General features: G+C 30.6%; 18 protein-coding genes. 14 read left to right on the top strand and 4 right to left on the bottom strand.

What is annotated here, in order from left to right; translation table 11 throughout:
* Positions 1-4: 4 nt before the first annotated feature.
* Positions 5-1,633, bottom strand: coding sequence for an acyl-CoA carboxylase subunit beta (locus tag HNV10_RS09405; protein WP_173301097.1), 1,629 nt, complete (start codon positions 1,631-1,633; stop codon positions 5-7).
* A 148-nt stretch (positions 1,634-1,781) separates the two neighbouring features.
* On the opposite strand from HNV10_RS09405, the gene HNV10_RS09410 reads away from it, so the two are divergent.
* From HNV10_RS09410 to ettA, 6 genes are all read left to right on the top strand, one after another.
* A complete protein-coding gene (locus HNV10_RS09410) occupies positions 1,782-2,138 on the top strand; it encodes a DoxX family protein (RefSeq protein ID WP_173301098.1) in 357 nt (118 codons plus the stop codon).
* A 1-nt stretch (position 2,139) separates the two neighbouring features.
* Positions 2,140-2,670, top strand: coding sequence for an NADPH-dependent FMN reductase (locus HNV10_RS09415; protein ID WP_173301099.1), 531 nt, complete (start codon positions 2,140-2,142; stop codon positions 2,668-2,670).
* Between the two features lie 57 nt (positions 2,671-2,727).
* Positions 2,728-3,165: a MarR family winged helix-turn-helix transcriptional regulator gene (locus tag HNV10_RS09420; RefSeq protein ID WP_173301100.1), complete on the top strand. Its 438-nt coding sequence runs from the start codon at positions 2,728-2,730 to the stop codon at positions 3,163-3,165.
* Between the two features lie 62 nt (positions 3,166-3,227).
* A complete protein-coding gene (locus HNV10_RS09425; protein WP_173301101.1) occupies positions 3,228-3,953 on the top strand; it encodes a pirin family protein in 726 nt (241 codons plus the stop codon).
* Positions 3,954-4,054: 101 nt separating this feature from the next.
* Positions 4,055-4,237 (top strand): CAL67264 family membrane protein, encoded by a 183-nt coding sequence (locus tag HNV10_RS09430; protein WP_173301102.1) that lies wholly within the window; start codon positions 4,055-4,057, stop codon positions 4,235-4,237.
* 48 nt (positions 4,238-4,285) lie between these two features.
* Complete coding sequence (gene ettA / locus HNV10_RS09435; RefSeq protein ID WP_173301103.1) at positions 4,286-5,977, top strand: energy-dependent translational throttle protein EttA; 1,692 nt, start codon at positions 4,286-4,288, stop codon at positions 5,975-5,977.
* 50 nt (positions 5,978-6,027) lie between these two features.
* Here the strand turns inward: ettA and HNV10_RS17285 are convergent, their stop codons facing one another.
* Together HNV10_RS17285 and HNV10_RS09440 are read right to left on the bottom strand one after the other, a co-directional pair.
* Positions 6,028-6,162 (bottom strand): hypothetical protein, encoded by a 135-nt coding sequence (locus HNV10_RS17285; protein WP_262887132.1) that lies wholly within the window; start codon positions 6,160-6,162, stop codon positions 6,028-6,030.
* A gap of 66 nt (positions 6,163-6,228) precedes the next feature.
* Positions 6,229-6,399, bottom strand: a complete 171-nt coding sequence (locus tag HNV10_RS09440; protein WP_173301104.1) for a hypothetical protein — start codon at positions 6,397-6,399, stop codon at positions 6,229-6,231.
* Positions 6,400-6,864: 465 nt separating this feature from the next.
* Here HNV10_RS09440 and HNV10_RS09445 point away from each other — a divergent pair, with 465 nt between their 5' ends.
* The 8 genes from HNV10_RS09445 (at position 6,865) to HNV10_RS09480 (ending at position 17,025) form a co-directional block, all read left to right on the top strand.
* Positions 6,865-8,211 carry a microtubule-binding protein gene (locus HNV10_RS09445; protein ID WP_173301105.1) on the top strand — a complete coding sequence of 449 codons (1,347 nt, stop codon included), beginning with the start codon at positions 6,865-6,867 and terminating at the stop codon, positions 8,209-8,211.
* A 136-nt stretch (positions 8,212-8,347) separates the two neighbouring features.
* Positions 8,348-9,391, top strand: a complete 1,044-nt coding sequence (locus tag HNV10_RS09450; RefSeq protein ID WP_173301106.1) for a hypothetical protein — start codon at positions 8,348-8,350, stop codon at positions 9,389-9,391.
* A gap of 133 nt (positions 9,392-9,524) precedes the next feature.
* The gene (locus HNV10_RS09455) at positions 9,525-11,486 is read left to right on the top strand and encodes an AAA family ATPase (protein ID WP_173301107.1); all 1,962 of its coding nucleotides are present in this window, start codon (positions 9,525-9,527) and stop codon (positions 11,484-11,486) included.
* A gap of 2 nt (positions 11,487-11,488) precedes the next feature.
* The gene (locus HNV10_RS09460; RefSeq protein ID WP_173301108.1) at positions 11,489-12,817 is read left to right on the top strand and encodes a hypothetical protein; all 1,329 of its coding nucleotides are present in this window, start codon (positions 11,489-11,491) and stop codon (positions 12,815-12,817) included.
* A 23-nt stretch (positions 12,818-12,840) separates the two neighbouring features.
* Positions 12,841-13,422: an NUDIX domain-containing protein gene (locus HNV10_RS09465; protein WP_173301109.1), complete on the top strand. Its 582-nt coding sequence runs from the start codon at positions 12,841-12,843 to the stop codon at positions 13,420-13,422.
* A gap of 5 nt (positions 13,423-13,427) precedes the next feature.
* Entirely contained in the window at positions 13,428-14,663 is a 1,236-nt protein-coding gene (locus tag HNV10_RS09470; protein ID WP_173301110.1) for a DUF6638 family protein, read from the top strand.
* 38 nt (positions 14,664-14,701) lie between these two features.
* On the top strand, positions 14,702-15,229 hold the full coding sequence (locus tag HNV10_RS09475; protein ID WP_241695490.1) for a hypothetical protein: 528 nt from the start codon (positions 14,702-14,704) through the stop codon (positions 15,227-15,229).
* A 92-nt stretch (positions 15,230-15,321) separates the two neighbouring features.
* Entirely contained in the window at positions 15,322-17,025 is a 1,704-nt protein-coding gene (locus tag HNV10_RS09480) for a hypothetical protein (protein WP_173301111.1), read from the top strand.
* Here HNV10_RS09480 and HNV10_RS09485 read toward each other — a convergent pair.
* A complete protein-coding gene (locus HNV10_RS09485) occupies positions 17,022-19,448 on the bottom strand; it encodes an nSTAND3 domain-containing NTPase (protein WP_173301112.1) in 2,427 nt (808 codons plus the stop codon). The two genes, HNV10_RS09480 and HNV10_RS09485, sit on opposite strands and share 4 nt — an antisense overlap.
* Positions 19,449-19,460: the final 12 nt, after the last annotated feature.

Consider the following 19,460-nt stretch of genomic DNA (forward strand, 5'->3'; position numbering starts at 1 on the left):
TTAATTATACCTGTAAAACGCCCATATTAAAAGGCTTTTCAATAGGAGCGTGGTTAGCAGCTTCAATTCCCATAGAAATCCATGTTCTGGTATCTAATGGATTAATAACACCATCTGTCCAAATTCTTGAAGCGGCATAGTATGGAGATACTTGATTATCGTATCGCTGTTTTATCTTATTAAATAATTCTTCTTCTTTTTCTTTTGTAATTGTTTCGCCTTTCTTTTTAAGAGAAGCTGTTTCAATTTGTAATAGTACTTTTGCTGCAGAATTTCCACTCATTACTGCCAGTTCTGCACTTGGCCATGCAGCGATTAATCTTGGGTCGTATGCTTTGCCACACATAGCATAGTTTCCGGCTCCGTAGCTGTTTCCTATAATAATAGTGAATTTTGGCACTACAGAATTGCTCACAGCATTAACCATTTTTGCTCCATCTTTAATTATTCCGCTATGTTCAGATTTACTGCCAACCATAAAACCTGTAACATCTTGTAAAAATACCAACGGAATCTTCTTTTGGTTACAATTAGCAATAAAACGGGTTGCTTTATCAGCAGAATCATTGTAAATCACACCTCCAAATTGCATTTCGCCTTTTTTAGTTTTTACCAATTTTCGTTGATTGGCAACAATACCCACTGCCCAACCTTCAATTCTGGCATAAGCTGTGATAATGGTTTTGCCGTAATCTTGCTTGTATTCATCAAATTCAGAGTTATCAACCAGTCGCTTAATTATCTCTTTCATGTCATATTGGTCAGCTCTACTTTTTGGAAGAATACCGTAAATATCATCCGGATTCTCTTTTGGTTTTTTAGATTCAGCTCTGTTGTATCCAGCTTTATCAAAATCACCAATTTTATCAACTATAGATTTTATTTTGTCTAAAGCATCTTTATCGTCTTTAGCTTTATAATCTGTAACTCCAGAAATTTCACAATGTGTGGTTGCACCTCCTAAGGTTTCATTATCAATAGATTCTCCAATAGCTGCTTTTACTAAATAGCTTCCGGCTAAAAATATACTTGCTGTTTTATCTACAATTAAGGCTTCGTCACTCATAATTGGTAAATAGGCTCCTCCAGCAACACAGCTTCCCATAACGGCTGCTATTTGGGTAATTCCCATACTACTCATTACTGCATTATTTCTAAAAATGCGCCCAAAATGTTCTTTGTCTGGAAATATCTCATCTTGCATTGGTAAAAATACACCAGCACTATCCACCAAATAGATTATTGGTAAATGATTTTCTATAGCAATTTCTTGAGCACGTAAATTTTTCTTTCCTGTAATGGGAAACCAAGCACCTGCTTTTACAGTTGCATCATTTGCAACAACAATACATTGTTTGCCTTTTACATAACCCATTTTTACAACAACACCTCCAGACGGACAACCACCATATTGCTCATACATGCCATCTCCTGCAAAAGCGCCAATCTCAATTGACTTAGCTTTTGAATCTAAAAGATAGTCCACACGTTCTCTAGCAGTCATCTTTCCTTTTGCCTTGTGCTTTTCTATACTTTTTTCACCACCACCTAATTTTACTTTAGCAAAACGCTTTTTTAAGTCGGAAACTAATAGCTTATTGTGATCTTCGTTTTGGTTGAATTTAATATCCATTAATAGAGATTTGTTTTGTACGAATTTACAAAACGAAACTATTTTTGGAAAGCTAATGTTTTGTTAAAAAATATTACATGGAAATATATTCCTAGGTAAATAAATATATTTTGTTATATATTTGCAGTCTAATTAAATTACAAATAGAATGAAAAGAGATAAAATTATTTTTTATGTTGCCACAGGTTTATTGACATTATTAATATTGTTTTCAGTAAACATGTATTTTTTTAAGCACGATATGGTGTCGGAAATGTTTAAAGGTTTTGGATATCCATCGTATATTATTTACCCTTATGCAGTTGCCAAGTTATTAGGTTTATTTGCGCTTTGGTATCCAAAGTTTAAAACCATTAAGGAATGGGCATATGCTGGATTCTTTTTTGCATTTATTCTTGCCTTTTTCGCACATTATATGATTGGAGATGGAGGACAAATGGCAGCATTAGTAGCATTAATACTTTTAATCGTTTCTTATATATTTAACAAAAAATCACAAAAGTAGTATGAAAAATATTATAGCATTTGCAGGAAGTAATAGTAAGCAATCCATAAATAAACAACTCGCTAGTTATGCTGCTAGCTTAGTAGATAATGCAAAAACAGAGGTTCTGGATCTTAATGATTATAATTTGCCACAGTATAGTGTAGATTTTGAGCAAGAAAATGGTTTTCCGGAAAATGCTAAGCGTTTTGTAGAAGCCATTAAAAATGCAGACGGAATTATAATTTCTTTAGCAGAACATAATGGTGCCTATACATCTGTATTTAAAAACTTATTTGACTGGATGTCTCGAGTAGAGCAAAAGACATTTCAAAATAAACCAATGTTATTAATGGCAACTTCTCCTGGAGCTAGAGGAGGTGCTTCTGTTTTAGCTATTGCAAAAGACAGATTTCCGAGACATGATGCTGATATTGTTAGTGAATTTTCATTACCATCTTTTTTTGAGAACTTTTCAGAAGGAAAAATTAGTAATGATGCGTTAAATGAACAGTTGCTAATTCAAGTTAAGCAATTTGAAAACGCATTATAGGTTTTAGTATTATTAAGCGTGTAATATAAAAGCAAGTAGATAATTAAAAAGTAATAAATGGGCGATTTTTCTAAAGATATCAATTCAACTTTTCCTAATCAAAAGGTTAAGGCCATGTTGAACATTATGTTCACAGCAAATTGGATTAATAGTTACCAAACTTCATTTTTTAAACCTTTTAAAATTTCGTCACAGCAATATAATATTCTCCGAATTTTAAAAGGAGCAGGAGAGCCTTTAAAAGTTCAAACTATAAAAGAGCGAATGATAGAAAGGTCGCCTAATGCAACACGTTTAATGGATAAACTCTGTTCAAAAAACTTAATAGAGCGTATTTCTTGTCCAGGAGATAGACGCGTCGTTCATATAAAAATTACGGAAGAAGGATTAAACCTATTACACGATATCTCTAAAGCAGATAAGAAAGATTTATTAGGGAATTTAACCGAAGAGGAGGCGGCTCAGTTAAGTAACTTATTAGATAAGGTAAGATGAACTAAATCTTTAAATTAGGTTAGGTTAAATACATTTTATTAGAACCAAAAATCACTTTAAAAATGAAGAAAGTAATTCATAAAGCAGAGAGCAGAGGGGTTGCTAATCATGGATGGTTACAAGCTAATCATTCTTTTAGTTTTGCTAATTGGTATAGTCCTGAAAAATTACATTTTGGTGCGTTAAGAGTATTAAATGATGATATTATTGCTCCGAAAATGGGTTTTGGGACACATCCACATGACAATATGGAGATTATCACAATTCCTTTAAAAGGAATCTTAAAACATCGTGATAATATGTATAACGATTGGCAAGCCGTTATGCCAGGAGAAGTACAAGTAATGTCTGCAGGAACAGGAGTTCAGCATTCTGAAATTAATGGTTCTGTTGAAGAGCATTTAAGTTTGTTTCAAATTTGGATTATTCCTGAAAAGCGAAATGTTCAACCTCGTTATAGTCAAAAAATGTTTAAAGCTGAAAATAGAAGAGGAAAGCTTCAAACTTTAGTAACATCATTTAAAAATGAAGATAAAGAAAGTTTAAAAATTCATCAAGATGTAAAACTTTCAAGAATTGATTTAGCTGCAGATGAAGAATTCACATACGATTTAAAAGGTGAAACTCATGGTGTTTATTTAATGATTATTTCAGGCGAAATTAATTTTGAAAATGAAGATTTAAAAATGAGAGATGCCATTGGTATTTCAGAAATAAATAGCTTTCAACTTAAATCAAAAACAGATACAGAGCTATTATTTATTGAGGTTCCTATGATAAAATTATAGTTTTCAATAGTATTTATAGTAGAAGCATCACAAAACGTGATGCTTTTTTTATTTAAAATACGATATTTGTAATTCAACTAACTAAATTAAAAGAATAGAATATGGCGATGAATAAAAACACGGTACTATCTTGGGCAACCTGGATAATGATATTTGTAGGATGTGGTTTAATAGCACTTGGCGCATTTAGATATGACGACGTAGCAGGTTGGGGATTTGCAGCTGTTGGTGGTGGATTTTTCTGTATCGCTTGGGTTTTTAATGCTCTTAAGGGACGTGTTTAATAGATTTAAACAACTTTTAACTAAAAATAAACTTTATAAATTAATAAAATGAGTGACGATAAAAAAGTAATTTTTGCGATGTCTGGTCTTACAAAGACTTTTTCTGGAGCAAACACACCTGTTTTAAAAAATATATATTTAAGCTTCTTTTATGGTGCTAAAATTGGAATTCTAGGTTTAAATGGGTCTGGTAAGTCTACCTTATTAAAGATTATTGCAGGTGTTGACAAAAACTATCAAGGCGATGTGGTATTTCAACCAGGTTATACGGTTGGTTATTTAGAGCAAGAGCCACAACTAGATGACGATAAAACAGTAATGGAAGTAGTGCGAGAAGGTGCTGCAGAAACTGTTGCAATTCTTGATGAGTATAATAGTATTAATGACCAATTTGGTTTAGAGGAAGTGTATAGCGATGCAGATAAGATGGAAAAGCTTATGAATCGCCAAGCTGAATTACAAGATCAGATAGATGCAGCAAATGCTTGGGAGTTAGATACAAAGCTAGAAATCGCAATGGATGCTTTGCGCACGCCAGATGGTGATAAAAAGATAGGCGTTCTTTCTGGAGGTGAACGTAGACGTGTAGCTCTCTGTCGTTTGTTATTACAAGAACCAGATGTATTATTATTAGATGAGCCAACTAACCACTTAGATGCAGAATCTGTACATTGGTTAGAACACCATTTAGCACAATATAAAGGAACGGTAATCGCTGTAACACACGATAGGTATTTCTTAGATAATGTGGCAGGTTGGATACTAGAACTCGATAGAGGTGAGGGTATTCCATGGAAAGGCAACTACTCATCTTGGTTAGACCAGAAGTCTAAGCGTATGGCTCAAGAAAGTAAAACAGCTTCTAAACGTCAAAAAACATTAGAACGAGAGCTAGATTGGGTACGTCAAGGCGCAAAAGGAAGACAAACCAAGCAAAAAGCGCGTTTAAAGAATTACGATAAATTAATGAGTCAAGATCAAAAACAACTTGACGAGAAGTTAGAAATCTATATACCAAATGGTCCACGTTTAGGAACCAATGTGATTGAAGCTATTGGAGTAGCTAAAGGTTACGAGGATAAATTATTATACGACAATTTAAATTTCAATCTTCCTCAAGCAGGAATTGTAGGTGTTATTGGACCAAATGGTGCTGGTAAAACAACAATTTTTAGAATGATAATGGGTGAAGAAAAACCTGATAAAGGAGAATTTAAGGTAGGAGAGACTGCTAAGATTGCTTATGTAGATCAAAAGCATTCTAATATTGACCCAGAAAAAACAATTTGGCAGAACTTTAGCGACGAGCAAGAGTTAGTAATGATGGGAGGAAGAGAAGTAAATTCTAGAGCTTATTTAAGCCGATTTAATTTCTCTGGAGGTGAGCAAAATAAAAAGGTTAAATTATTGTCTGGTGGAGAACGTAACCGTTTACATTTAGCAATGACACTTAAAGAAGAAGGTAATGTATTACTTTTAGATGAGCCTACTAACGATTTAGATGTTAATACGTTAAGAGCTTTAGAGGAAGGGTTAGAAAACTTTGCAGGTTGTGCAGTGGTGATTAGTCACGATAGATGGTTCTTGGATCGTATATGTACGCATATTTTAGCTTTTGAAGGTGACTCTCAAGTCTATTTCTTTGAAGGTGGATTTAGTGAATACGAAGAAAATAAGAAGAAACGTTTAGGTGGAGATTTGATGCCAAAACGAATTAAGTATAGAAAGTTAGTAAGATAAATCTACAGAACATCAGAGCAAATAGAGAAAGCCAGCAATTGCTGGCTTTTTTATTTATTATAAATATGGTTATTATCTATATAATAATTGTTTTCTATCTCTAATTCTTTAAAATTAGCGTTAAATTTCTCTATTTCTTCATTTATAGACGCATCGTGCTCATGAGCGTATATATCAGGTTTCATAAAAAGGATAAATATTGTAAAAAAAATGAAGAACGGAATTAATATTAAAAAGGCCATAGTCTTCAATTAATTATCACCATAAAGATGACCACTAGGTGTTTCTTCTGTAGAGTCTTCGTAATCCTTAAATGCATTAGTTTGCATAAGTTTTTTGTTTTCTGCTTTTAGCTTGTACATTTTTACAATAGCAATAGAAATAAGTACAAGAAAAACAGTGGCTACTGAAATTAATATCATAGTTAGTTGTGTCGTAGTCACTATCAGCGCCTTAGTAAGTAGAATTTTATACATACGTTTTGATGTAGAATTGGGGTTCTAGACCGCTAAGATAAAGAAAATATTATTTTTAAATCTTTAATTTTAAACTTTTTACATTAAAAAAATGATGATTTCGACGTTTAAATGTGATTTAATTCCGATAAACAGCAGTGTTTTTAGGGGTTTTCGGGATTTTAATTGCTAGTTTTAAAACTCATAATTTAACGTTTAAATTGTGTATGAATGGGTTAAATCTTATATATTCTATTTAAACGATGAATTTTCTATAGTTATTTAACGTTTGTCTTAAAATAATTTGAAAAAAAACTGTAACATTTTTTAAAATACATCTACCTATATTTTTGTAGGTAAAGTTTTTATAGTCCTAAAAAATTACCGAAATTGTTAACCTTAAATTGTTCAACTTAATAATACTACACAAATATGTCTGATGATTTTGATTTATTAGAAACAAGTTCCAATGAAAAAACAGCGAAAGTCGATGTAAATTGGGGGAAAGCCATTGACCAAATGAAGTCTAAATTGGCGCAAGAAGATGATCCAGAAAGTCGTCAGAAAATATTAAATGCAACATTAGATAATGTTGTAGATATGGCAGAAAAGGATAGAACTACTTTATTAGATGCTATTAAAGATCTAACAGATTATCAAGATGAAGTTGGTATTATGTTTGAAGGGTTTTCAGCTCTAAATGCAGCAGAACAAAAAATCATTGATGATGCCGTAAAACGTTTAGAACGTGCTAAAGTAGAATTAGAAGATGCCAATAATAAACCAGATACTTGGTGGAATAATCTTTGGGGACGCAAAAGCAAAATTAAAGATGCAGAGGCAGAGTTAAAAAATGCTCAAAAAGAGCGTGATGCTTCAGATAATAAGGCTAAGGCTATGTTTCAGCAACGTATAGAAACAGCAGACGTACAAACCTTATTAAATGAATTATCCTTTAAAAGTCAAGCGGCAATTAAGCGTTTAAAAGATAGAGAAATTGAGATTAAAGAAGTAGAAGAAAGCCTTAAAACGGCAATTGTAGAAGCGTCTAATAATCACACAAAAGCACTTCAGAAAAAGAAAGAAGTAGAAGATAAGCTAGAAACCGAGTATGCTTTATTAAAGCAAGCGCGTCAATCTTTAGAAGAAGTTGCAGATAAACAATCTACTGAATATTCCGATGCTTTGGCTAAAGTGACAACTTTAGAGCAAAAAGTAGAAGAGTTAGAAGGGCTTAAAAATGCTTATACTACATTAGCTGCTTCAAAAGATAGTTTTGTTCATAAACATAATCTTACAATTAAAGTATTAACATCTTTACGTAGTAATTTACAAACGCATAGAGCAAAATTAAAGAGTGATACGGATGAACGTTTAAAGTATTATGATGGTTATGTTGTTGCATTAAAAGCACGTACAGATCAAGAATTTGCTGCTATTTTAGAGCATCTTGGTGTAAAAACAGATGAGCATATTGGTGAGACATTGGCAGCAATGCATACAGCAAGTGCTAAAGCACGTCAAGAAATGATGGATAATATTCCGGTGCACGAAAAAGTAATGCAAGGTGTTTACGGAAGTTATGCAGAAGCTTTACAAGAAATTAGAGAAAAGGATAAATCAATCCAATCAAATTTTGCTGACCGTTATGGTATTGATATGAAAGAAATTTTTGAAGATTACTATGCAGCAGATGGAAATGCACCATCAGGTGATGGAGGCGGAGAACCAGCAGGTGAGCCAAAACCAGAAGCTAATGATGATGACTTGTTAGGATAAAAAAAATATATAACTATGGTATTCAGTTGGCAGTCAAATCAAAACTGAATACCCTAGATATATCTATTTCAATATCTTTTTAATAATACTTTAAAAGTATTCATGTTAAGCTGAATACTACCAACTGCCTACCATAATGATTGTTACACCATTAGATTCCGCAATATTAGATTCCAAAGAACAATATGTGTTCTATCACAAAATGATAGATTTTACATTAAAGGAACTCATTGTTGCTGTACAGGAAAAACAAATTTTAAATCAACAAGAAGTGTTGTTATTTAAACAATACAGTGATTTGTTGTTGTATTCAATTGAAGCCATGCGTGTAAAATACATGTATGACGATGAGGAAAACATGAAAGTTGATTTAACCGATTCTGGATTTCCAAATTATTTAGAATTTAGATACTTATTTAATGACTTAGAGTTGCGCGAAGAGTATTTAGGGAAACTAACTAATATAGAGGTGTTAAAAGAGGAGTTTTTAGACACCTTAATGCGCAAAAAGGAGCCAATTTCCAAGCGTAAACTCTTTCAGGCAGCATCAATAGTTTACTATACTTCAGCAAAAAAAGAGTATATTTTTAATCGTTTTGTGCAGGGCAAAATCATAAAAACTACAGAAGGTACTGAGGAAGAATATTTAGTAAGTTGGAGTTTCTATGATGTCACTCATAACAGGCCATACATTTGCTTTATGTATTTTAATTACGACGGTAAAAATGTTCTTGATTATAAAGACGAAATCTATTCTATTCTAAAAAATGTAGCGGATCGCGATATGAGTTTAGATACTATGGCTTATGCAATAGATAAGCGTTTGCCAAAGGTATTTCCTAAACGAATACGACGTGTAGATTTAGGACCATTACACAATGTTTTTGCAAAAGATGAAAATAAAGTAACGCATACAATTTTACAGAGTATTGCAAACAAAGAAATTCCTTTAGAGTCTTATGCTATTTCTTTTAAAATAGATGAATTAAAATCTGCAAGCGAATTTAAAGAAGGTAGTTTTTTTAGTAAACAAACTTTTCAGCGTTGGGATGCTATTTTCAATCAACGATACATATTTGCACCGCACAGAATCATTCAATTGTTATATAATAAAACTCCAGAGATTATGAATAAGTTGGCGCAGAGTCCTATTCAGATTTCGGAATTAGAAATGAAGTAAAAAGTTAACTGTCGCAGTTTCAGTTTTCAGTATTGCGATAAAATCACATATTAATAATAAACAGTTTTAGATAAATAAGGCAGTACAATGTAAGAAACTGTTTTTTAAGTCTTAGACTGAAGCCTAAAAAAAAATGGAACACAACTCAACCTTCCCTATAAAGCAAAATGAATTAGACATGCTTCGAGATGAAGCAACAACGTATCTAAAATCTATTCAATGGGAACAAAGTCAACGCGCAAAAAACAAAGATAACGACGCTAAAGATGAATCTATTTTATTGTATTTATCTCGGGCAAACAACGGAAGCAACGTCAATGTTACTTCAGTTTCAAAAACTATTTTAGCCTTAAAAAAACGTTTATTGCCAGAGTCTGTAGCACTTCCTATTTATTTAAATCAAACTTTATTTGCGGTACAAGAAGCTTTAACGCTAGGTATTTGGATTAAAGATAGCTTCTATGATGCCTCAGGATTATCGAGTTTAAGTGAAAATAAATCGGCTTTAGATAATTCTGGAAGACGAGAATACGAAAGTAAAATGCATACGTCTACAGCCTTTATGTTATTTGCTACAGCGTATAAAATTTTGCATGATTTAAAACCATATGCTTCAGATGATTTATCGGTTATGAAACAAAAGTTTGCAGGTATTCCTGAAGTGTCTTTATTGACACCTTTAAAAGGGATTTCTTGCCAATTGTTTTATTATGATAAATATTTAGGTCATCCAGAAATCATTAAGTCAGATAAAGATGTTATTGATTTTACGGTAGTTTATTTTGAAGCCTTAATAGACGAGATTCAACTTAGAAAAAGTAGCTTAGAATACACAGAAACAATTGTTGATAGAACTTACAAATTAGAAAATTCAGAATTTGCAGTATCTGGTTGGGAAAATTCTTTTTCAGGTACAGCAAAGAGTATAGAATTCAACAAAATTCAGTTTGAGCAAATTGTAGGTAATAGAGATGCCAAGCATTTTGCACGTCGTTTAACTGAGCGTTTATTAAGCTATGATATAGAAGCTAAGAAAAACCCATTTCAAGAATTAGGTGGTTTTATGCCTGTATTTATGGGTTACGGAATTCCTGGAACAGGAAAAAGTATGCTTATTGCAGCCATTGCAACCAGGTTAAAAGAACATTCTGATAATTTAGATATTCCATTTTTATTCCACCCAATGCCAGATACGTTGATTAGTACTTTTCAAGGTGGTTCTGCTGAAAAAATGGTAGAGTGGATGAAACCTTTACAAGATCCAACTAAATTAATTTTTGCGCCAATTGATGATGCTGAGAATAATTTACAAGAACGAACAGCGCAAGGTGTTTCTGCAGGTGTAAAAGAAGTTATAGGTGTATTTTTAAGGTATACTGAAGGTGCTTATGCTGTAAATTACGGTAACAGTTCTATTGGTTTATTTACCAATTTACCAGAAATGTTAGATAAAGCTGTAATTTCTAGAGTACAAGGTAGATTTAAAATTGATGGAGCACGTACGGAACACGATTTTGTTGATCAGGATTACATCTGGTGGAAAAAGTTAAATGATACAATGCCAGATTTTGTAAACATGAATGATCCTGAAGTGTATAAATACTTATCTGATCAAGGTTTGGCTAATAGTATGGGAGAAATTCTTAATGCATTAGAAAAACCTTCAGAGGCTAGAGTACATGATACTTTTGATAAGGTAGAAAAGTTACATCAAGAGACTGATCATATGTTTTACGCAGCATTGTATAAAGAAATTCAGAAGATATTTCCGTTTTTCTCGTCTAGAGATGTGCGTAACATTCAATCTGCAATTTCATTGCGACTTACTGATTTCGATTTAGAAAAAGATTGGTTTGAAAATCCCGAAACCTATTTTAAAAAGGATTATGAAACCAAATTTAATATGTTGCAAGAGTTAATGAAGTCTAATATGAAAGGTCTTAACTTTTCAGATATTAGAAGACAAGAGGTTATTCGTTATTTAGATAATGTAGCAACCATTGCAGATACAGACTTTAAGCGAAAAGTAGACGCAAGAGTAAATCAATTAAATATAGAGACAGAAGCAAGAGAACAATTTGGGAATAGAAGTTAATAATGAATTACGACACAAATAATGAAATAGAGTTAGATAATTCTTCTAACAAAACAACAAATAGTTGGTTGCAGAGACTAAAGGATGAAAGCTGGGAAGCAGAATTGTTAGTGTCTGCAATAGCTATATTTGGAACATTTCAATTGTTTGAGGTTATCGATTGGGCAACAAATAAATTGATTAACACTTTAGATCCTAGCCAGTATTTGGTTGGTTATGCTATTGTCTTTATTGGTCTATTTGCCATTAGTATTTTAGCGTCAATGTTTGTAATCCATTTTTTTCTCAGAGCTTATTGGATTGGGTTGGTAGGTTTAAATTCTGTTTTTCCAGATTATAGTATAGAAGATAGCGCGTATTCAAAGATATATACAGAGAAGATTCTTTCTATATTACCAAAGCTAGAAGATTCAATAAAAAAGGTAGATGAACTTTGTAGCGTTATCTTTTCGGCTGCATTTACATTTTTATTGATGTACTCCTATATGGCAATTTTGGCGTGTGTGTATTTATTAGTATTTAATATGTTGTCTAGTTATGTACATACTTATATCCTTTTAATTCCTCTAGTTTTATTTATTGCAGCTATGTTGTTTCAGATGGTTATAGGAACAATAGCTAATTTGAAAAAAAATAAAGAAAAAGAAAACCTTCAGATATTATATTTTAAAGCCGTAAAATATGGCTCTCTAATTATGATTGGGCCTTTGTATAAGTCTATTCTTCAAGTATCAATGATATTTGGTTCTAATTTTAAAAAGAATAAATCTCTAGCGTATTTAATGTTGTCTTTTTTAATAGTTGGAATGCCATTAGCTGTTATTCAAATGAATAAAACTAACATACCTTATTTGATTAAAAATGGGCTTTCTATAGAGTCAGATGACTTAAAGATAAATCCTAGTTATTATCAGTCTGAAAACACTAACAGTACGTTTCTTTTAGCGCCAGAAATAGAATCAGACATTATTAAATCTGAGGTTGTTAGAGTATTTATTCCCATTTTTGATAATGAAAAGAAAATGAGAGAAGGAACATGTGATGCTTATGTTAAAGACTCAAATAAATCTAAAGTAGAACAAAGAAAAGAAGAAAGATTAAATTTTTTAGACTGCTATCGCAAATACAATACAATATATTTAAATGAAGAAAAAAAGGATATAGACTTTTTAAAATATACACATCCTATAACTAAACAATTTGGTATTATTGGCTATGTACCTCTAAATAATGAAAAGTTTGGAATGCAGACTATTACTATAAAGAAAGAATTTAACCAAGAAAACATTAGATCTTGGTCCATACCTTTTTATTATACACAGAATAATTAGATCTATCTAAAAGATAAATCATTATGAATAACAATCTAAAAAACATAACTAAAACAAATCTTTCTAAAGAATGGGCAAGGTTAGATAGAATTGATTACGATTATCAATTTAAAAATGGAGATTGGAAATCTGTTTCTAGAGAGTGTTATAATCGTGGAAATGGAGCAGCAATTTTGTTGTATAACGCAAAGAAAGGTACTGTAATTTTAACCAGACAATTTAGAATGCCAGTTTACGAACAAAATCAATCAGAAGGCATGTGTATTGAGGTTTGTGCAGGAGCAATTGACAATAATGATGGTGCTTTAGAAACCATTCTTAGAGAAACAGAAGAGGAGGTAGGTTATAGAATTAATAATGCGAAACAAGTATTGTCCGCATATACATCACCTGGCGCTTTAACAGAAAAAATGTATTTATTTGTGGCAGAATATGTAGATGAAATGCAAATTAATGATGGTGGAGGATTAGAAAGTGAAAACGAAGAAATTGAGGTTTTAGAATTACCATTTTCTAAGGCTTTAGAAATGATTAAAACAGAGGAGATTATTGATGCAAAAACAATTATGTTGTTGCAATATGCTCAAATCAATAATTTGATTTAAAAATAATGAAAAAACTAAAAGTAGCAAATTTATACAGAAGCGAGCTTATTCCTATAAGTGGAAAACTCGTTGAGCGTTATAATAAATGCTTAAAAACACTAGGTTTTACAGAGACAAAACTCAAGTCATTTTATATAGATGGTATTGGCTGGAGTCCAGAAGTTGCTGAAGAGAAAAATAATACACAATATTTAAATCATGGTGATGCCAACCCAAATGGAATCATTATATCACCTTTACAAAAAGGTAAACCTGTGTATTTGCCTTTTCATTCTTTCGATAAAGAAATGATGCAACATATTTTTAGAACACATGGACAAAAAATCAATGATATCACTAGAGATTCTGCGATTTGCATAGATTTTGACCAAGATATAGATGTGTTTTATGAGCCATTAGATGTCTTAAAATATGATAATATCACTATTAAATTTAGGCTTATAGATAACCTTGAGCAGGTACAGAAAGATCAATTAAAATTAGTTGATAAATTTAAAACTGATAATAATTTTATAGATGAAGGTATTCATCAACAATTATTAGATTCGGCAAAAAAATATGGCGATTTGCGAGACAGAGATTTAAGCTTACATCCATTGCATTTTACTACAAATTCATTTTATACAAGAGCTTTTGGTGGTGTTTATTTATTGAGAGATTTTATAAAAACAATTATTATTTTTGAAAGCTTAAGTGCTTATAAGGAAGCTATAAAGGACACATTACATGATGTTTTAATTTACCATATAGCACAGCCAGAATTAGTAGATAAACTAAAAGATCATATAATAATTGAATGTGATTTAGAACATATGGTAAAAACGCCAAATTATGATCGTATTAAAAAGTATGAATTAGCACTGTTTTTAAAAGATACAGAACATCCAATTAAAGATATATTAAATGATAATGTTTTATTTAAAAGCTATTTAAATAAAATAGATATAAAGGCAAGAAAACAGGTAATGAGCGTAGAATTATACCTCGAAAAACTTGAACGCAGTAATGCTTATAAAATAGAAGATATTGTAGATCAATCGTTTTATTTTGCTTTACATCAGCCTCATTCTTCATTATCTTCAGAACATCGAGATTTAATCCATAAATTACTCATTAATATTGCACCAATGGATGTATTATTCTTGTATTGGTACGATAAAGAACAGTTTTATAAGAGTTATGAAACTTGGGAAGATTCCTTTAAAGATTGGGTAATTGAAAGAATCAGTAACAATATTTAATAATTTTAGACTAACTTTATAAGAACCATAAATTTAATATGATGTCACTAGAAATAATAGCATTTATAGCCTCAATTCTTTTTGGAATTGTATTGTACTGGAGAGAATCTAAAAGCAATAAAGTATACCGTTTTTTTAATAAAATTTTTTATTCTAAAGATTTGCAAATGCCTTCAACTAGCAAAAAAGGATTTTTATATCAACAGTCTTTTTTAATGCGATTGGTTTATATTGGTGTTTTATTTCTTGTTTTTATTGTGATAGCAAGGTTTTTAATTCCTATTGATTTAATGACCATCTCATTATTTGCGTCAAGTATGTTTGGTACCTTAATAGGAACGTATTTAGCAAACTTTGTATTTAAATCATCTGAAGTTATTGATGAAAAAGGTGATTCATTATTAGATGCTGTAAAAGACACAGTAGAAAAAGGAAAAGATTTTATACATGAGCTAGAATCCAAAGACTCAAATGCCGAAACACAGGTTAAACAAGATATAGAATCAAAACCTGAAATAGAAAAAACAAGTGCACGTGACCGATTAAAAGATAAGGGTCTTATGTAATGTAAAATTTGGCGCTAAGTTAATTTTTAGGTCGCTATTAAGTAAATAAGTTTAAAGTTCTGATTTAAAGTTAGAATTACAAAAAATAAGAAATGATTAAGAAATACTGGAACAAGGGAGGAAAACAGAAAGCAGTCACAATTTTTGTGGTTTTACTATTATTAGTGTTATTGTTCTTTTTTAGAGACGATTATCAACCTGTTTTACTATTTATTAGAAAATACATCTTTATAATTATTGTCAGTTTATTAGTTTTAATTCTTGGATTGCGAAAATTCAGAAATTCTGCAAATGTTGGTAGTCGCTTAGGGATTTTAGCATTGATGATTGTATTTTTTGGAATATTATATGGTGTAGGTTGGCATCTAAAAATGTATGATTACATGAAAACATATAATGTATTCAATAGTTTAAATAAAGTTGAAATCAACGAACTACCATTAACGCAAAACGAACGTATTCAGCCACTTAGAAATATATTTTCTATGGCAAATGAAAGTGTAGGTGAAACCAAAGACGTTTCGCTACCACATTTAGTAAGAATTGGCACTGAGAATAAGTGGACTATGGCAATTCAGCCAAGTGAGAAGTACGTAATGCAACAAATTAGCGATAATACAGAAGAGGTATTTGCTGTAAGTAGTACAACGCCATTTCCGAGGTTTTCTAACGAAAATAGAATTGATGTTACCTTTTCAATAGGTGAATCTCTAAAGTTTAGCAGAAACACTTACAATGCTGTTGTGCAACGTTTTAATCCATGGATGCTTTTTAATTACGAGCCAAGTGATACATTTTACATGAAAAATGACGATAATAAATGGGTAGAAGTTGTGAGTTTAATAAAATGGAAAGGCTTCTTTTTTCCATATCCATCATTTGGAGGTGTAATGATTATAGATAGTGGTGAGCACGATGTAAATGATTATATAGAACGCGTAACGATTGGTAAAGGCACATTTGTGAGTCCAGATGAAATTAAAAATTATCCATTTTTAAACAAACAAAATACTTTAGCTGAAAAAGTGTCTCAATTACAAGCAGAATCTTTAAAATTTCTTGGAGGATTTAGTGATCCATTACCATGGAAAATGGAAACAGCAGTTAAAATTCCAGTTATGCCAAAAGACCAAAATCAACAACCTTATGTTACTGATTTTGATTTTGCAGGTTCTAATTCAGATGCTTATAGCGGCTTATACCATTGGTTTGGTTTAGAGCCAGTAGGCGATGAGCGCACAAGTTTAAGCTATAGTGTGTTTATTCCGGCAGACGGAACCGATAAAATGTATTATTACGATCATGCCACTAAAAAACAAGGTTATGCAGGTGTTTCTGCAATGCCATTAAAAGTAAAAGAGTCTCGTAAAGAATATGATTGGAATGCAAGCACACCTGTAGAATTTAGACCTTACATAAAAGAAATTGCAGGTAGAAAACGTATGTTTTTCTTGGGTACAATATCTTCTATAAGTACAACTGATGCGCAGCAATTTGATGGTTCTGCAACGCCAGATTTAGTATTGATAGATAGTGAGTATAGAGATGTTATTTGGATAGATGTAAAACATCCAAGTACTTGGGATGAAGAAGTTTATAATCAATTAAATGAAGCTTGGAGAGCAAGTGAAGGTATTGGTTATTATTATAAAGAGGTTCCAAAAGATGAAGATGTAATGGAGCAACAAATGGATTCTTTAATGCGTATTCCTAAAATTGACGATAACACAGAGGTAATTAATAGATTGCAGCGTCAAATAGATTCGTTGAAAGCTGCTTCAGAAAAGCAAAATTAAAAAGGTAAATCATCATCAGCATTAAATAATTTATCATCTGTATCAGTGATTTTATTTTCTTTGAATGAATCATCCTTTATAGGTAAAACTTTACCATTTATGATATCATCTAATGTGATTTTTGAGTAATCTCTGTATTCATTATCTTCAAAGTTATTCATCATCATTTCGTCTGCTATTGAGTCATAGTCAATTACGAGTTTGGATTGACGTTGAACATTTTCTATAGAATTTATAAGTGCTATATCATTCCAGTCTTGTCGAAGCATAAATCTATATTCAATTTCAAATGATTCATTTATATTCAAAGTTATGAATTCGATATACTTTTCGATTTTATCAATTATTTCATAGTTAGCATCTTTTTCAATATTCTGATTTTTTAAAAAGTAATAATTTGACTCTATATAATCTGAAAATACTGCTTCCAGATGATCTAAGAAATAATCATATAATTCTAATTCGTTTTTAAATAAATTAAAAATATTTTTATTGAAATGTCGTATAAAAATATTTAATAATTCTATCAAATTCTCTAAGTTTTCTTCATTTGTAAGAAGAATATAAAAGAATTGCGAATTAAAATCACAAATAGTTTTATTTAGTTTATTTATACTCTTTGAATAGTTTAATAATTTCTTTGAATAGAATAAAGCACTTTCATTTCTATTTAAGAAATTCCAATCATTAATGCTTTTTAGATTGTTAATATTTTCTTCTAGTCCGTTTTCAAAAAAGTATTGAATAAAAATTGAGATTAGAAATTTATCGTAATTAATATCTAATGAGTTTTCAAGTAATTCTTTATAGTTATTTAGAAAAAAACAAGAAATGTTTTTTTCTATTGCATCTTTTGGCTTGATGTAAGGCGAATAAAAGAAATACCATTGTTCAATATATTTTGATGAAAATAAAATTCTTTCAACCTCTTGCCTATTTACATTAATTCTATATTTAAGAAAATCTTCAAGAGATGGATTGATGAAGTTAATATATTTTGGTTTGTTGTTACTAATAATGATAAAACCATCATTCATCAATTTTAAACTTTCGTAGTATGGATTTTGAGGTTTAATATAATTGTTTTTTTCTACTTCAAAATTTATTCGAGCATTGTATGCTTTTTCCAGATGCTTTATATCGGTTTCACCATTTAATGAATAAAGCGTATTCAAAAGAAATCGATCAAATTGAGTAATTTGTTTCATGTAAGCATGATTCCAAATTTCTTTAGGGTCTTTAAGATTATTAATTATAAATTTTTTTAAATCTTGAGGCTCAAGATTAACTCTGTCGGAATTAGTGAAAAATTCAACAATTCTTGGTGTAAAATTATCATTTACACATATGTCATGAGCTAGTATTCTAATAATATCTTTTTGTTTTTTTTCTAATTCAGAATCGTAAATATGATTATCTAATATTTTTCTTTTTATAGAATACGAATATGTTCTTAGTTCAATTTTAGTTTCGGATCTAAGTGGGTCAAAATGTCTAAGTCTTTCTGAACCTTGCATGAAAGAAGTCAAAATAAATTTTCTAGTATTTAATATCAAATATTTATTTTCAGAATTTTCTATTTGACTAATTATTTTAATAAGTGAAGCTTCTGCAGATTTTGATTTATTTATTTCTTCTTGAGTATGTCCAAGAAAATCGTCAAAATAAAAAAGTTGTTTAGACTCATCATCAATTAAAACATTTTCTATTTCTTTTATATTATCATACACTATGTTTAATTGGTAGTCATTTTTCAGATAATCATAAATAATCATTTCAGATAAAGTACTTTTTCCTACTCCAGGTTCCCCTGTTAAAATAATGAATTTGTTTTCATTTAATATTAATTTCGCTTTGTGGAAATCGTTCGTAATAACGAAAATTCTAAATTTTCTCTTTAAATTTTTTTCTGAAAATTCTTTTCTTCTACTTTGAAATTTATGGTTGAGTATTTTATTTAAAATAATTGTACTCGAAAACCATAATTTGTAATGCCTTTCTTCAATATTCTTGTTTTGATTTAGAATAGAGTTTAAGTCCTCTCTTCCAAAAATATGATCAATTGACAAAATGTAAGGAGCAAAAATCTCTTTTATTTCTAACTTATTTTGAGGACTTAATTCAAGTGAAGTAATTACTAAATAAGAAGTAGGATTTAATTTGAATATTTTCTCTTTTTCAGTGTTTTTAAGGTCATATTTTAAATTAGCATATTTCGATTTATTATAATGTTTTACCTGTCCAATAATTTTAAAATCATTTTCAGGTGTTGAAAGAAGTATGTCAATTCCTTTATCTCTGCCAGGTTTGAAGCTTTTAAATGTACCACCTAGGTTTTTATTAATAAAATAAGCATTCATCAGGTCACATACCAATTTTTCGAAATCTGTTGGACTTAATGTTGAGAAATCATAATTTGTCATATGAATAAAAGT

This window comes from Winogradskyella litoriviva (assembly GCF_013249065.1).
GTDB classification, from domain to species: Bacteria; Bacteroidota; Bacteroidia; order Flavobacteriales; family Flavobacteriaceae; genus Winogradskyella; species Winogradskyella litoriviva.